General features: G+C 71.5%; 13 protein-coding genes. 3 read left to right on the top strand and 10 right to left on the bottom strand.

The features are described 5' to 3' along the window. Window positions 1-23 precede the first annotated feature (23 nt). From leuA to ACYVD5_RS21780, 4 genes are all read right to left on the bottom strand, one after another. Window positions 24-1,754 carry a 2-isopropylmalate synthase gene (gene leuA, locus ACYVD5_RS21795; RefSeq protein ID WP_461002968.1) on the bottom strand — a complete coding sequence of 577 codons (1,731 nt, stop codon included), beginning with the start codon at window positions 1,752-1,754 and terminating at the stop codon, window positions 24-26. A gap of 256 nt (window positions 1,755-2,010) precedes the next feature. Beyond that, a complete protein-coding gene (gene gcl, locus ACYVD5_RS21790; RefSeq protein ID WP_461002967.1) occupies window positions 2,011-3,732 on the bottom strand; it encodes a glyoxylate carboligase in 1,722 nt (573 codons plus the stop codon). A 167-nt stretch (window positions 3,733-3,899) separates the two neighbouring features. Next, entirely contained in the window at window positions 3,900-4,787 is an 888-nt protein-coding gene (locus tag ACYVD5_RS21785; protein ID WP_461002966.1) for an NAD(P)-dependent oxidoreductase, read from the bottom strand. A 73-nt stretch (window positions 4,788-4,860) separates the two neighbouring features. Further along, window positions 4,861-5,661, bottom strand: a complete 801-nt coding sequence (locus ACYVD5_RS21780; protein ID WP_461002965.1) for a hydroxypyruvate isomerase family protein — start codon at window positions 5,659-5,661, stop codon at window positions 4,861-4,863. Between the two features lie 482 nt (window positions 5,662-6,143). Here ACYVD5_RS21780 and ACYVD5_RS21775 point away from each other — a divergent pair, with 482 nt between their 5' ends. Further along, window positions 6,144-6,938: an IclR family transcriptional regulator gene (locus tag ACYVD5_RS21775; RefSeq protein ID WP_461002964.1), complete on the top strand. Its 795-nt coding sequence runs from the start codon at window positions 6,144-6,146 to the stop codon at window positions 6,936-6,938. A gap of 173 nt (window positions 6,939-7,111) precedes the next feature. Here ACYVD5_RS21775 and era read toward each other — a convergent pair whose 3' ends face one another. The 6 genes from era to ACYVD5_RS21745 form a co-directional block, all read right to left on the bottom strand. Then, entirely contained in the window at window positions 7,112-8,080 is a 969-nt protein-coding gene (era, locus tag ACYVD5_RS21770; protein WP_461002963.1) for a GTPase Era, read from the bottom strand. A gap of 61 nt (window positions 8,081-8,141) precedes the next feature. Next, a complete protein-coding gene (locus tag ACYVD5_RS21765; RefSeq protein ID WP_461002962.1) occupies window positions 8,142-8,495 on the bottom strand; it encodes a cytidine deaminase in 354 nt (117 codons plus the stop codon). 190 nt (window positions 8,496-8,685) lie between these two features. Then, the gene (locus ACYVD5_RS21760; protein WP_461002961.1) at window positions 8,686-10,092 is read right to left on the bottom strand and encodes a hemolysin family protein; all 1,407 of its coding nucleotides are present in this window, start codon (window positions 10,090-10,092) and stop codon (window positions 8,686-8,688) included. Further along, the gene (gene ybeY / locus ACYVD5_RS21755; RefSeq protein ID WP_461002960.1) at window positions 10,089-10,586 is read right to left on the bottom strand and encodes an rRNA maturation RNase YbeY; all 498 of its coding nucleotides are present in this window, start codon (window positions 10,584-10,586) and stop codon (window positions 10,089-10,091) included. Before ybeY ends, ACYVD5_RS21760 begins: the two co-directional genes overlap by 4 nt. Before the next feature lie 90 nt (window positions 10,587-10,676). Continuing rightward, the gene (locus ACYVD5_RS21750) at window positions 10,677-11,723 is read right to left on the bottom strand and encodes a PhoH family protein (RefSeq protein WP_461002959.1); all 1,047 of its coding nucleotides are present in this window, start codon (window positions 11,721-11,723) and stop codon (window positions 10,677-10,679) included. Between the two features lie 169 nt (window positions 11,724-11,892). After that, a complete protein-coding gene (locus ACYVD5_RS21745) occupies window positions 11,893-12,249 on the bottom strand; it encodes a histidine triad nucleotide-binding protein (protein WP_461002958.1) in 357 nt (118 codons plus the stop codon). Between the two features lie 621 nt (window positions 12,250-12,870). Here ACYVD5_RS21745 and ACYVD5_RS21740 point away from each other — a divergent pair. Continuing rightward, window positions 12,871-13,401 (top strand): SigE family RNA polymerase sigma factor, encoded by a 531-nt coding sequence (locus tag ACYVD5_RS21740; protein WP_461003000.1) that lies wholly within the window; start codon window positions 12,871-12,873, stop codon window positions 13,399-13,401. Then, the gene (locus tag ACYVD5_RS21735; RefSeq protein WP_461002957.1) at window positions 13,398-14,165 is read left to right on the top strand and encodes a hypothetical protein; all 768 of its coding nucleotides are present in this window, start codon (window positions 13,398-13,400) and stop codon (window positions 14,163-14,165) included. Before ACYVD5_RS21740 ends, ACYVD5_RS21735 begins: the two co-directional genes overlap by 4 nt. The last annotated feature ends 8 nt before the right edge of the window (window positions 14,166-14,173 follow it).

Below are 14,173 nucleotides of genomic sequence, written 5' to 3'. Positions count from 1 at the left end.
ATCGGCCTGCCGATCCCGCCGGATCAGCCCTGCCGGGTCTTGGCGGCTTCGGCGTGGGCCCGGCCGATGGCGCTGCACACCGCCTTCAGCGACGCCGTGGTGATGTTGTGGTGGATACCCACGCCCCACACGGTGCGCCCGTCGATCTCGGCCTCGACGTAGGCGGCGGCGCGCGCGTCGCTGCCCACGTCCAGCGAGTGCTCGACGTAGTCCAGCACCTGGACCTTGATGTCGACGTCGGTCAGCGCGTCGCAGAACGCCGAGATCGGCCCCTGGCCGGTACCGGCGACCTCGCGGATCTCATCGTGCACCCGCACGTCGGCGCTGATGCGGTAGGCGCCGTCGCCGGCCGGCTGCGAACGGTGCGCCAGCACGCCCACGGGCCCGTCGTCGCCGAGGTAGGTGGCCGAGAAGATCTCCCAGATCCGGTCGCCGGTGAACTCGCCGCCCTCGGCGTCGGTGAACTCCTGGACCTGGTGGGAGAACTCGATCTGCAGGCGGCGCGGCACCTCCAGCGCGTGGTCGCGGTACAGGATGTAGGACACCCCGCCCTTGCCCGACTGGCTGTTGACCCGGATGACGGCCTCGTAGTCGCGGCCCACGTCCTTGGGGTCGATGGGCAGGTAGGGCACCTGCCACGGGTGGTCGGCCACCGGGGTGCCCGCGGCGGCCGCGTCGTCCTCCAGCGCGCTCAGGCCCTTCTTGATGGCGTCCTGGTGGGAGCCGGAGAAGGCGGTGTAGACCAGGTCGCCGCCGTAGGGGTGGCGCGGCGCGACGGGCAGTTGGGTGCAGTGCTCGACGGTGCGCCGCACGGAGTCCAGGTCGGAGAAGTCGATCATGGGGTCGACGCCCTGGCTGAACAGGTTCATGCCCAGGGTGATCAGGTCGACGTTGCCGGTGCGCTCGCCGTGGCCGAACAGGCAGCCCTCGACCCGGTCGGCGCCGGCCATCACGCCCAGCTCGGCCGATGCGATGCCGGTGCCCCGGTCGTTGTGCGGGTGCACCGACAGGCACACGTGCTCGCGCCGCGACAGGTTGCGGCTCATCCACTCGATCTGGTCGGCGTAGACGTTGGGGGTCGCCCGTTCGACGGTCGCCGGGAGGTTGAGGATGATCTCGCGGCCGGGTCCGGGCCGCCACACGTCCATGACGGCCTCGCAGACCTCCAGGGCGAAGTCCAGCTCGGTGTCGATGAAGATCTCGGGCGAGTACTCGTAGCCAACGTAGGCGGAGTCGCCCAGGTAGCGCTCGATGCAGTCCATGACCGCGCGGGTTCCGTCGACGGCGATGGCCTTGCAGGCGTCGCGGTCGACGCCGAAGACGACGCGGCGGAACTCCGGTGCGGTGGCGTTGTACAGGTGCACGGTCGAGCGCTCGGCGCCCACCAGGCTCTGCACGGTGCGTTCGATCAGGTCGGGGCGGGCCTGGGTCAGCACCGAGATCTGCACGTCATCGGGGATGAGGTCGCCCTCGATCAGGCTGCGTACAAAGTCGAAGTCGGTCTGGCTGGCGGCCGGGAAGCCGACCTCGATCTCCTTGTATCCCATGCTGACCAGCAGCGCGAACATCTCGTGTTTGCGCTGGGGATCCATCGGTTCGATCAGCGCTTGGTTGCCGTCGCGCAGGTCGGTCGACAGCCAGCGCGGGGCGGCGGAGATGGTCTTGGCCGGCCAGGCGCGGTCGGGCAGATCGACCGCGGGGAAAGGGCGGTAGCGCTGGAAAGGCATGGAACTGGGTTGCTGCTGCGGGACCATGGAAAAGGCTCCTTGCGAGGGCTCGCGGTGTGACGGCCGACCTGAACACGCCAAAGCTCCGCGGCGAGGGAGCCGACCTGTCTACCGACCCCCGCCGCGGCCACTAAGGAGGAGCAGCTCACGCAGCATAGTGCCCGCCACACTAGCAGACCCCCGGGCGCCGCTTCGCCGACCGGGGGCCGCTGCGCCTGCTGCGCCCGCCAACGGGGGTTCCGGCCGCGGCCCGCTCGCCGTTCGGGCCGCGGCCGGACCGCGGTCAGCCGGCGGCGCCCGGCAGCGGTTCGAACTCGCTGACGGCGTCGATGGCCGGTCCGTGCGGCGTGTTGGCCTCGCGCTCGATCATGACCTCCACCAGCACCGGCCGCGACGTGCGCCGGGCCTCCTTGCGCGCCCAGTCGATCGCGCCGCGGATGGCGCCGGGCTCGGTGACCCGGCACCCGGTGCACCCGTAGGCCGCCATGATCGCGACGTTGTCGGTGCCGTGGGTGTCGTAGTGGATGTCGACCTGGTAATTCATGCCGTAGGGGATCTCGGCCTGGCGGATCAGCCCGAGGTATTCGTTGTTGAGCATGATGACCACGAACGGCACGTCGTACTGGGCGGCAACCGCCAACTCCTCCACTGTGTACTGGAAGCTGTAGTCGCCGACGACCCCGACCACCTCGGCTTCGGGATCGGTGCGCGCCAGCGCCTTCTGCACGCCGATGGCCGCGGGGATCTCCCAGCCCAGCGGACCGGCCTGGCCGCACACCTGGTAGTGGCGCGGCAGGTGGGCCTTCTGGTGCTGGCCGCCCCAAATCTGGTACAGGCCGATCGCGGTGACGAAGTAGGTCTCCGGCCCGAACGCCTCGTTGATCTCCTTGTAGACCCGCGGCGCCTTGATGGGGACCGAGTCGAAGTCCTCGCGGCGGCCCAGTTCCGCCTTGAGCCGGCCGACCCGCTGCACCCACCGACCGGACTCGCGGGCGCAGCCGCGCCGGGCGGCGCTGCGGGCCAACTCCCGCAGGAACACCCCGGCGTCGGAGACCACGCCCAGGTCGGGCTCGAAGACCCGGCCGATCTGGGTGGGTTCGACGTCGACGTGGATGAACGCCCGCTCGCCGCGGTACACGTCCAGCGTGCCGGTGTGGCGGTCGCCGAAACGCGCGCCCACCGCCAGGACCAGGTCCGACTCCAGGAACGAGGCGTTGCCGTAGCGCTGCGACGTCTGGATCCCGGCCATGCCGGCGAACAGCGGGCTGTCCTCGTCGAAGGCGCCCTTGCCCATGAGCGTGGTCTGTACGGGCACGCTCAAGTACTCGGCGACCGCGCGCAGCGCGTCGGCGGCCTCGGCGATGACCACGCCGCCGCCGGCCAGGATGAGCGGCCGTTCGGCGGCCAGCAGCATGTCCAGGGCGCGTTCGACGCGCGGCGGGTGCGGCAGCACCGGGTGCAGCCCCAGGGGCGCGTCGATGGCCGGGTCGTAGGTGATGGTCTGCTGCGCGATGTCCAGCGGCAGGTCGACCAGCACCGGCCCGGGGCGCCCCTGGCGGGCGATCCGGAACGCCTCGCGGAAAATCCACGGTGCCTGGCCCGCTTCCTTGAGCTGGACCGCCCACTTGGTCACCGGAGCGGCGATCGCGGTGATGTCGACCGCCTGGAAGGCCTCCTGGTGCAGTTTGGTCGAGACGTTCTGGCCGGTGATGCAGACCATCGGGACGGAGTCGGCCATCGCGGTGTAAAGGCCGGTGATCATGTTGGTCCCGGCGGGACCGGAGGTGCCGATGGCCACCCCGACACCGCCGGTGGTGCGTGCCCAACCGTCGGCCATGTGGGTGGCGCCCTCCTCGTGGCGGACGGTCAGGTGCTCGATACCGCCCACCTCTTCGAGTGCCTTGTAGAGCGGCAGGACGGCTGCTCCCGGACAACCGAACGCGGTGTCGACGCCCTCGGACTTGAGGACTTCGACCACGGCGTTCATCGCGGGCATCTGTACCATGGTTTGCTGCGCCTCTCTGTTGCCAGTGGTTCTGTTCAGTGGGGGTGCCGGGGCCGCCGGCGGATCACCGGGTGCGGCCAACACCCGGGGCGCCCGGCCGCGGACACCGCGGCACGGGTCCGCTCCTGCCGGCGGCCCTGTCCGTACTGCTGCTTCTGCTACTGCTGCTATTTCTGCTCGGCTGCGAGCTGGTCGACCACCTTGAGCAGCGCCGAGTGGTCCAGGCCGCCGTGGCCCTGGGCCTTCAGCGCGCCGATGAACTGCGCCACCAGCGAACCCATCGGCACGGGCACGCCGGCCGCGCGTGCGGCGGCGGTGACGATGCCCATGTCCTTGTCGTGCAGCTCGATGCGGAATCCCGGTTCGAACCGGCGGTGGCGCATGGCCTCGCCCTTGCGGGTGAGCACGGTGCTGCCCGCCAGTCCCCCGTTGAGGACGCGCAGGCCGGCCTCTGTCTCGACACCGTGCGCCTCCAGGAACACCAGCGCCTCGGCGACGAGCTGGATGTTGCCGGCGACGACGAGCTGGTTGGCCGCCTTGACGGTCTGCCCGGCGCCTGCCGGACCCACCAGCACGGCGGTGCCCAGCGGGGCGAACACCTCCGCAGCGGCGCCGAAGTCGGCCGGGTCGCCTCCGGCCATGATCGACAGCACTCCTTCGACCGCCCCGGCCTCGCCGCCGCTGACGGGCGCGTCCAGCACCCGCAGGCCGCGCTCGGCGCCCTGGGCGGCCACGGCGCGCGCCGTGTCGGGTCGGATGGTGCTCATATCGACGACCAGCGTGCCGGGGGCCGCGCTGTCGAAGACGCCGCCCGCGGCGAACATGGCCGCTTCGACATCGGGCGAGTCGGGGACCATGGTGATGACGGTGCCGGCGCCGGCGACCGCTTCGGCGGGAGTCCGGGCCGGGGTGCCGCCCTTGGCGGCGAGGCGGTCGGCCTGTTGAGGGTTGCGGTCGTAGCCGCGTACGTCGAACCCGGCCGCGGCCAGGTTGGCGGCCATGGGCAGGCCCATGATGCCGAGCCCGATGAATGCGATGGTGCGGGATTGGGACATGGCTGTTCCTCGCCTTTCTCCTGCGCAGAAGCGCCGGGGGTGGGGGTGGGAGCGGCGGCGGGCGGTGCCGGGCTCAGCCGCGCAGCCAGCCGAAGCTTTCGGCGGTGGCGACCGTGGGCTTGTACTCCAGGCCCACGTGCCCGCTGTAGCCGTTCTCCTGCGCCACCGCCAGCAGGTCCATGAGCGGCAATTCGCCGCTGCCGGGCTCGCCGCGTCCGGGCACGTCGGCAATCTGGATGTGGCCGAATGCGGCGGCGTGGTCGCGCACGACGGCCGCGACGTTGTCGCCGTTGACCGCGAGGTGGAACAGGTCGGCCAGCAGCGCGACGTTGGCCGCGCCGGATTCGCGCGCGGCGGCCGCAAAGGCGAGCCCTGCGACGGCGGTGGTCAGGGGGTAGTCGGCGGCGCCGCTGATGGGCTCGATGAGGACGGTGCCGCCGGCGGCCGCCAGGGTCTTGGCCGCGGCGGCGGTGTTCTGCAGTGCGGTCTCGGTGTGTTCGGCGGGGTCGACGCCCTCCTGGCGCAGACCGTAGAGCGCGTTGAAGGCCGTTGTCCCGGTGCGTTCGGCGATGCCGGCGACGACGTCGAGGTTGTCGCGGAACTCGGCCACCCGGTCGGGATGGCTGAGGATCCCGCGATCGGGCCCGGGCAGGCGCCCGGCGAACAGGTTCAGCCCGGTGAGGCGGACGCCGGCGTCCTCGATGGCGGCGACGAACCCGTCGACCTCGGCGTCGGGGGGCACGGCGGTCTCGAAGGGCCACCAGAACTCGACGGCTTCGAACCCCGCTTGCCGGGCGGCGGCCGGCCGCCGGTGCAGCGGGAGTTCGGTGAACAGCAGCGAACAGTTGACGGTGTAGGACAGCGAGTGGCTCATCGCCCGCCTCCTCGAATGGGCATCCGGGGCAATCATTGATTCCTTGTTAGTTTTCGTAATGTGGAATTCACTTTTCACTTCAAGGAATCAATCGGAGTTTGCGGCACGCCCGCAGGGTTGTCAACCATCCGCGGTGGTTTCCGCGGCGCCCGATCCGTCCCGCCACCGGCAGGCGCCTCCGCCCGACCGCCTGCCCGCCCGGACCGCCCGCAGCGCCTGATCCGGCCGATCCGCGTGACGGCACACGGCCGGGACTCCTAGGGTCGCGACCGGCCGCCACCGGATCCGCGGGCGGACTCGGGCGGACACCGGCAGGCCAAGGGGCCGCTAGAGAGGCCGGTTGGCGCCCCGCTTCCATATGGCGAACGGCGGCTTTTACAATTCGAAAAGGATCGAACTGCGCAACAGACACAGCGGCCGGCGGGCCCTCGCTGCGCACCGGGCGCCGCGACCGCCGGCACCGAGCGGATGGGAGCAGCAACGTGGCTACGTCACAGGCGGCGGCCGGCGCCGACCCCGAACCCAAGGTGCGCTCGGGCGGTGTGCAGTCGCTGGACCGCGCGTTCGCCCTGCTGGAGATCATGGCCGATGCCGGCGGCGAGGTCTCGCTCAGCCAGCTCGCCGAAACGTCCGGGCTGCCGCTGCCCACCATCCACCGCATCATCCGCACCCTGCTCACCAACGGGTACGTGCGCCAGCTCCCGTCGCGGCGCTACGCGCTGGGGCCGCGCCTGATCGGGCTGGGCGACAGCGCCTCGCGGATGCTGGGCACCTGGGCGCGGCCGCATCTGAGCCACCTCGTCGACGAACTCGGCGAAACCGCCAACCTCGCCATGCTCGACGGCGACAAGGTCGTCTACGTCGCCCAAGCGCCGTCCCCGCACGCGATGCGGATGTTCACCGAGGTCGGCAGACGCGTGCCGGTGCACTCGGCGGGCGTGGGCAAGGCGCTGCTCGCCCAGCTCCCCGAGCAGGAGGCGCTGGCGGCCCTGCGCCGCACCGGCATGCCCGCCGCCACCGACCGCACCATCACCACCGCCGACACCTTCCTCGCCGAGATGCACCGCATCCGCGAGCGGGGATATGCCATCGACGACGGCGAACAGGAGATCGGGGTGCGCTGCGTCGCCGTTCCGGTGCAGGGCGGCCCGGCGATGATGGCGGTCTCCATTTCGGGACCCGAAGCCCGGGTGAGCTGGGATTTCGTCGACCGGGCCGCGCCGATCGTGCGCCGGGCCGCACTGGCCCTGGCCGGCGACCTCGACCACCGCGATTGACCGCGGCGCCCTGGCCCCAAGTCCAAAGAGTCGGCGGAGCGCCCGACCAGAGGTACGGCGCCGCCCGCCCCCAGCCGGCCGCGCCCGGCCGCGAAGGACCGAGCCCCGCAGCGGTGCCGCCCTGCCGGCGGCTCAAGCGGCTCAACCGGCCGGGCCGGCGCGCGGCCCGGCGCTCAGGTCTGCTGGTCGAACCCGAGCCGCCGCAACTGCTTGGGGTCGCGCTGCCAGTCCTTGGCCACCCGCACCCGCAGGTCCAGGTACACCTTGCAGCCCAGGAGCGCCTCGATGTGGCGGCGCGCGACCGAACCGACCTCGCGCAGCCGCGCCCCTTTCGCGCCGATCACGATCGCCTTCTGGCTGGGGCGCTCGACGTACAGCGACGCATAGATGTCGACCATCTCGCGCCCCGGGCGGGTGTCGGCGCGCATCGCCATTTCCTCCACCACGACCGCGATGGAGTGCGGCAGCTCGTCGCGGACGCCCTCCAGCGAGGCCTCGCGGATCAGCTCGGCCACCAGCATTTCGTCGGGTTCGTCGGTGAGGTCGCCGCCGGGGTAGAGCGGCGGCCCCTCGGGCAGGTGCCCGCAGAGCACGTCGGCGACCGTGTCGGTCTGGAAACCGGACTCGGCCGAGACCGGCACGATGTCGGCCCACTCGCCGAGCTGCGACACGGCCAGCAGCTGCGCGGAGACCGCCGCCCGGTCGGTGCGGTCGGTCTTGGTGACCAGCGCGACCACCGGGGTCCGCCGCTGCGCCGCGAGTTCGCGGGCGATGTAGGTGTCACCCCGCCCGATCGGTTCGTCGGCGGGGATGCAGAACCCGATCACGTCGACCTCGACCAGCGTCGACCGCGCCAGGCTGTCCAGCCGCTCCCCCAGCAGCGTGCGCGGCTTGTGCAGTCCGGGGGTGTCCACGACGATGAGCTGGGCGTCGTCGCGGTGCACGATCCCGCGCACGGTGCGGCGGGTGGTCTGCGGCTGGGTACTGGTGATGGCCACTTTCTGGCCCACCAGCGCGTTCATCAGGGTCGACTTGCCCACATTGGGCCGGCCGACGAAGCAGGCGAACCCGCTGCGGAAGCCCTCGGGGTAAGAGGGCATCTCCAGCGGGGTCCGCAGCTTCTCCAGGTCGAGGTCGTCCATCTCTCCAGTCTCGTCTGCTACCGCGGCGGACGCCACCGCCGCGGGTCGGGCGCCGGTGCGCTCAGGTGCGCAGGGCGGCGGTGGGTGTGCCGTCGGGGGCGGCGAGGACGACCAGGGGCGTCTTCATGTCGGCTGCCGCCGCCCGATCGGCGTCGGCGACTTCGGTGGCCTGGGTGACCACGGCCGCGGCCTCCAGTGCGCCGGCCTCGCTGGAGACGGCAGCGGCGATGGCGGCCTGCAGCGCGGTCAGTTTCAGCGACGGCAGCGCAACCGTGCACGCCGTGTAGGTGCGGCCGGTCTCGTCGCGCACGGCGGCGCCTTCGACGGCCTGGGTGCGGGCGCGGGAGCTGCGCGCGAGGGTGATCAGCTTCTCGTCCTCGGGGCCGATTTCATCGGGGACGGCGGTTTCGGTCACGGTCTGCACTCTCCTTGCAGCGGGTTCGCGGTCACGGGGCGGCGGTTGGCGGGCCCGCGGGTGCACCCGGTTTGCACCGGCCCGTACGGGCCTGCCGGTTGCACCGATACGGGCGCGGTCGGAAACGTTGGCGCCCCGCACGGCGGCACCGCCGGCGGCGGTAGGACGCCGCAGGCGGCGGGAGCCGGTCTCACTCCTCTTCGGTGTGCGCGGGCTCCAGTTCCTCGACCAGGACGGTGGCGGTCTGGTTGCGGCGTCCCACCGTGTCCTCGGCGGTCAGCCGCAACCCAGCGTAGACGGCCTGGGACCCGGTGATGGGCACCCGCCCCAGGGCATAGGCCAGCAGCCCGCCGACGGTCTCGACGTCGGGCGCATCGAGCTCGGTCCCGTACAGCTCGGCCAGTTCGCCCAGCGGCAGGCGGGCGGTGACGCGGGTGCGGCGCTCGTCCAGGCGCTCGATGGGCGGGACCTCGTCGTCGTACTCGTCGGTGATCTCGCCGACGATCTCCTCGACGATGTCCTCGATGGTGACCAGTCCGGCCGTGCCGCCGTACTCGTCGATGACCACCGCGACGTGGATGCGCCGCTGCTGCATGTCGCGCAGCAGTTCGTCGATGGGCTTGGTGTCGGGCACGTAGGAGGCGGCGCGCATCACTTCGCCGACCGTTTCGGTGCCGCCTGCGGCGCCGGGGTACTCCCCGGCCGGGGCCGCCGGCTCCGGGACGGTCCCGCGCCCCCACTCCCGGCGCAGCCGGGCGATCACGTCTTTGAGGTAGACGATGCCGACGACGTCGTCCTCGTCTTCGCCGGTGACCGGGATCCGGGAGAACCCGCTGCGCAGCGCCAGGGAGAGCCCTTCGTCCAGGGACGCGCCGCGTTCGACGAAGACGATGTCGGTGCGCGGCACCATGACCTCGCGCACCGAGGTGTCGTCGAGTTTGAACACCGAATGGATCATCTGGCGTTCGTCGGCGTCGATGACGTGGCCGCGCTCGGCCAGGTCGACCAGGCGGCGCAGTTCGCTCTCGCTGGTGAATGGGCCGCTGCGGTCGCCGATGTTGCGCGGCGTCAGCGAGCGCCCCACCTTGACCAGGCCCTGTGCGAGGGGCCCCACCACCGGTGCGGCGGGGGCGAGGACGTTCACGCTGGCCGCCGCCACCGAGGCGGCGAACTGCCGGCCCAGGATGCGCGGGGTGACCGCGACGAACACGTAGTCGACGACGATCATCAGCAGCACCGTGCACAGCGCCGCCGCCCAGCCCGCGCCCAGCCAGCCGATGAAGCCCACTGCGAGCGAAACCGCCGCCAGTACCTCGCAGGCCACCCGCAGCAGCAGCACCGTGTTCAGGTGCGCGGTGGGGTCGGCGGCGACCTTGCGCAGCCGGCGGGCGCCTGCGCTGTCGTCGTCGGGGGTCTCGCTCTCCATCCCGGCGGTGCGGGTGACGGCCACTTCGGCGCTCACGAAGAACGCGGCGGCCAGGGCGAACACCGCCGCGGCCGGAAACGCGTAGACCGGGTCGAACGGAGCCTGCGCCGCGGCTGCGGCCAGGTGTCCCGGGCCGGCCGCAGCGGCCGGCCCCGGTGATCCGGGGATCATCGGGCGGTGTCTTCCCTCTCCTGCTCTCGATCGGCCGCGGCGGTGTCAGCGGCCCGCCAACCCGTCAGCAGTTCGGCCTGCAGCCCGAACATCTCCTTGTGCTCGTCGGGTTCTGCGTGGTCGTAGCCGAGAAGGTGCAGGATGCCGTGCGTGCACAGCAGGTCGATCTCCTCCTGCGTGCTGTGGCCGGCCTTGTCGGCCTGGCGCTCGGCGACCTGCGGGCAGATGATGACATCGCCCAGCACGCCCGGCTCGGAGACGCGCTCCTGCCCGCCGGGGCGCAGCTCGTCCATTGCGAACGAGAGCACATCGGTGGGGCCGGGCTCCTGCATCCAGCGCACGTGCAGCTCCGTCATCGGTTCCTCGTCGACGAGGACGAGCGACAGCTCCGCCAGCGGGTGGATCCGCATGGCGTCCAGGACGTAGCGGGCCAACCGGGCCAGCCGCTCCTCGTCGGCGGGGACGCCGGACTCGTTCGCGACGTCAATACTCATTGCTCAGTGCGCCTTCGTTTCGTGGTCGGTACCGCAGACGGGAACGCGTGGGCGCCCCGACCGCGCTGTGCGGCGGGGCGCCCGCGCCGGTCACCCCGGGGTGCCGGTGCTCGGTTGGGACCGGGCCGCGCCTGTGCGCCCGCGCGCGCCCTGGGAGCCGTTCTGCTGGCTGTCATACCGACCATAGGCGTCGACGATGGCGCTGACCAGCTTGTTCCGCACCACGTCCGTGCTGTTCAGCCGGCAGAACCCGATGTCGTCGACACCGTGCAGGATGTGCTCGATCGTGCGCAGCCCGCTGGAGGTTCCGTTGGGCAGGTCGACCTGCGTGACGTCGCCGGTCACCACGATCTTGGAGTCGAAGCCCAGGCGTGTCAGGAACATCTTCATCTGCTCGGGCGAGGTGTTCTGCGCCTCGTCGAGGATGATGAAGGAGTCGTTGAGCGTGCGCCCGCGCATGTAGGCCAACGGTGCGACCTCGATCGTGCCCGCCGACATCAGCTTGGGGATCGACTCCGGCGCCAGCATGTCGTGCAGGGCGTCGTAGAGCGGCCGCAGGTAGGGGTCGATCTTCTCGTAGAGCGTGCCCGGCAGGAACCCCAGCCGCTCGCCGGCCTCGACGGCCGGCCGGGTCAGGATGATCCGGTTGACCTGCTTGTTCTGCAGCGCCTTGACCGCCTTGGCCATGGCCAGGTAGGTCTTTCCGGTACCGGCCGGGCCGATGCCGAAGACCACCGTGTGGCGGTCGATGGCGTCGACGTAGTGCTTCTGGTTGAGGGTTTTGGGACGGATGGTGCGCCCGCGCGCCGAGAGGATGTCGTGCGTGAGCACGTCAGCGGGGCGTTCGCCGCCGCCTGGGGACCGCAGCATGCCCAGTGTGCGGTCGATGGCATCGGGGGTGACCACGGTGCCGTTCTTCACGAGTTCGAGCAGCTCCTCGATCAGCCGCACCACAACCGAGGTCTCCTCGGGACTGCCGCTGATCGTGATCTCGTTGCCGCGAACATGGATGTCGCTGTCGAACGAACGCTCCACGGTGCGGAGCAGCTCATCGCCCGAGCCCAGCAGGTTGACCATCATGTGCTCTTCGGGCACCGCGATCTTGACCTGCGTGCTCTGTTGTGTTGACTCGACCATGATGTGGCCTTGCGGCCGTCTCGCCCCTGCCTCTCGCGATCTGGAGTCGGTTCGCCCCGTCGCACGGCCCCGTTGTGCGGGGGACGTGACCACCGTGGCCGCAGTGATCGCAGCGAACTCTGTCGTCGTATCCGAGTCTACCAACGGCGCCGCAACGCTCCCGAGCGGTTTATCCGGGGGGCCATTCCATCCCGCGGCCGCCGAGCAGGTGGCAGTGGAGGTGGAATACGGTCTGCCCGGAACCGGGCCCGGTGTTGAAGACAAGGCGGTAGCCGGTCGAGTCGATGCCCTCGGCCGCGGCGATGGCGTGGGCCTCGCGGGCGATCTCGTCCATGACGCCGGTGTCCTCCCGCGCCGCCGAGACCGCGTCGGGATAGTGCCGGCGCGGAATGACCAGCACGTGCGTGGGCGCCTGCGGGTTGATGTCGCGGAACGCCAGGACTCGTTCGCCCTCGCGGACGATCTCGGCGGGCACTTCGCCTGCGGCGATCTTGCAGAACAGGCAGTCGGGCTCGGTCGTGGTCACCGTTGGGCCTTTCCGTGGTCTGGGTGCAATCTACGGCCACTGGCCGCCGGGCGTTCGCCGCCGCCGGTGCGGCCGGGCTGCGCCCGGGCGTGCAGGCCGCGCCTCCATGATGCCCCAGCAGGGGGTGGTGCACAGCGCACCAGGTGCTGCGGCCGGGTTCCGTTCCCGCGGCCGGCGCCCCCGTTGGCGGCCCTGTTCGACGGTCCTGCTGCCAAGCGCGTGCACGATCTTCTACGGTGTGCGTCGTGCCGTCGTCCCCTCAACAGCCGTCCCCTCGGCCAGGTGGTGCTTCCGTGAGGCCTCCCCGCACGCCCGCCCGTCCACCCGTCCGCTCCCCCGCCGGCGCGGGCGAGCGGCCGGACGCCCGGCCGCGCCGCAGCCGCCGGGGCTCGGGCTATTCTGTTGCTCCGCGCAACTTCGGGTGCAGCCGCCCGTACGGTCGGCGGTTCGGTGGAGGGACTCAGGCGGTGGGGCGATGTCGTGCCGCGTGCCAAGGACAGGATGCGGTGGCCGGTCGACGGCACCGCGTCTCGGCGACAACGAGGCGGAACGAGAAGTACAGGTATGCCCTTTCGTAAACCGGACGACAAGGGCGCGCGTCAAACGGACGTGACTGAAACAATGGTCGCAGGGGCCCCCGCAGCGCCGGTAGCGGTCGATTGGGATGCCGACCAAGCCGTCACCCAGCTCTACAGCACGCAGTACCGCCCGCTGGTCCGGCTCGCCACCCTGCTCGTTCGCGACATCGCCACCGCCGAGGAAGTCGTCCAGGACGCCTTCGTCGCGATGCACGGCGCGTGGCGGCGGCTGCGCGACCCGAACAAGGCCCTGTCGTATCTGCGCCAATCGGTCGTCAACCGGGCCAGGTCTGTGCTCCGGCACCGGGCCGTGGTAGAAAAGCACGCGCCCAAAGCCATGCCCGACGCTCCCAGCGCCGAACAGGGCGCCATGGGCGAACTGGAGCGAGCGGCCGTCATCGACGCTCTGCGCGACCTGCCCACCCGCCAGCGTGAGGCGATCGTGCTCCGGTACTACGGCGACCTCTCCGAGGCGCAGATCGCCGATGCGATGGGCATCAGCCGCGGCGCAGTCAAGAGTCATACCGCACGGGGGATAGCCGCGCTCCGCTCGGTTCTGGAGCAGACGACATGACCGAACCACCCGACGACTCCATCGAAGAACGGCTCCGCGCCATCCTGCGCGCCGAGGCCGGTTCCGTCGATTCCTCCCCGGAGGCGCTGAACGCGATCCGGGCCCGCACCCAGCAGCGCAGCGGCTGGTTCGCCGCGCTGTTCAACGCCCCGTGGCTGCGCCCTTCGCTCGCGGTGGGGGCCGCTGCGCTGATCGTCGGCTCGGTGCTGATGGGCGCGCCGCAGGTTCGCGACCAGATCCTGCCGCAGTCGCTGACCTCACCGGCCCAAAGCGGCCAGGGCGGCTCGGGCGGCGGCGACAACGGCGCCAGCGACAAGGACGCCCTCACCGGCGAAACCCCGCCCGAGCAGGAAGACCCCGCCGACCGCCCCAGCGGCGGCGCCGAACCCACCGCCGACCCCGGCACACCCGCTGATCCCGACGACGAAACGCAGTCCTACGGAACCACCGAGCACTGCATCTCGGGCACCGAACCCACGCACAACCCGAAACCCACGTCGTCGGCAGGCGGCACGGCAACGGGCGGTCCCGGCGGGGGATCCGGCACGTCCGGCTCCCGCTCCGGGTGCGGCCCTAGCGGCCGGCCCACCGCCCCCGGCGAGCACCCCCCGCCGGAGCAGCCCGGCGACGGCTCCACCGGCGACTCCACCACACCGCCCGGCGACACCTCCGGCGAGGACGACTCCGCCGGCGATGGCGGCACGCCCACCACCGGCCCCGACGACACCGCCACCGGCGACGACCCGATCCTCGACACCGAGTGACCCCCCGG

It is taken from the genome of Streptomonospora sediminis (assembly GCF_054778995.1).
The sequence above is the reverse complement of the archived record's forward strand: the minus strand, read 5'-3'. Positions and strand labels throughout refer to the sequence as shown.

Coding starts and splice junctions, on each gene's coding strand:
- ACYVD5_RS21780 (WP_461002965.1), bottom strand. CDS start 5,661: ATGAGCCACTCGCTGTCCTACACCGTCAACTGTTCGCTGCTGTTCACC.
- ACYVD5_RS21740 (WP_461003000.1), top strand. CDS start 12,871: ATGGTCGCAGGGGCCCCCGCAGCGCCGGTAGCGGTCGATTGGGATGCC.
- gcl (WP_461002967.1), bottom strand. CDS start 3,732: ATGGTACAGATGCCCGCGATGAACGCCGTGGTCGAAGTCCTCAAGTCC.
- ACYVD5_RS21760 (WP_461002961.1), bottom strand. CDS start 10,092: ATGATCCCCGGATCACCGGGGCCGGCCGCTGCGGCCGGCCCGGGACAC.
- ACYVD5_RS21785 (WP_461002966.1), bottom strand. CDS start 4,787: ATGTCCCAATCCCGCACCATCGCATTCATCGGGCTCGGCATCATGGGC.
- ACYVD5_RS21750 (WP_461002959.1), bottom strand. CDS start 11,723: ATGGTCGAGTCAACACAACAGAGCACGCAGGTCAAGATCGCGGTGCCC.
- ACYVD5_RS21735 (WP_461002957.1), top strand. CDS start 13,398: ATGACCGAACCACCCGACGACTCCATCGAAGAACGGCTCCGCGCCATC.
- leuA (WP_461002968.1), bottom strand. CDS start 1,754: ATGGTCCCGCAGCAGCAACCCAGTTCCATGCCTTTCCAGCGCTACCGC.
- ybeY (WP_461002960.1), bottom strand. CDS start 10,586: ATGAGTATTGACGTCGCGAACGAGTCCGGCGTCCCCGCCGACGAGGAG.
- era (WP_461002963.1), bottom strand. CDS start 8,080: ATGGACGACCTCGACCTGGAGAAGCTGCGGACCCCGCTGGAGATGCCC.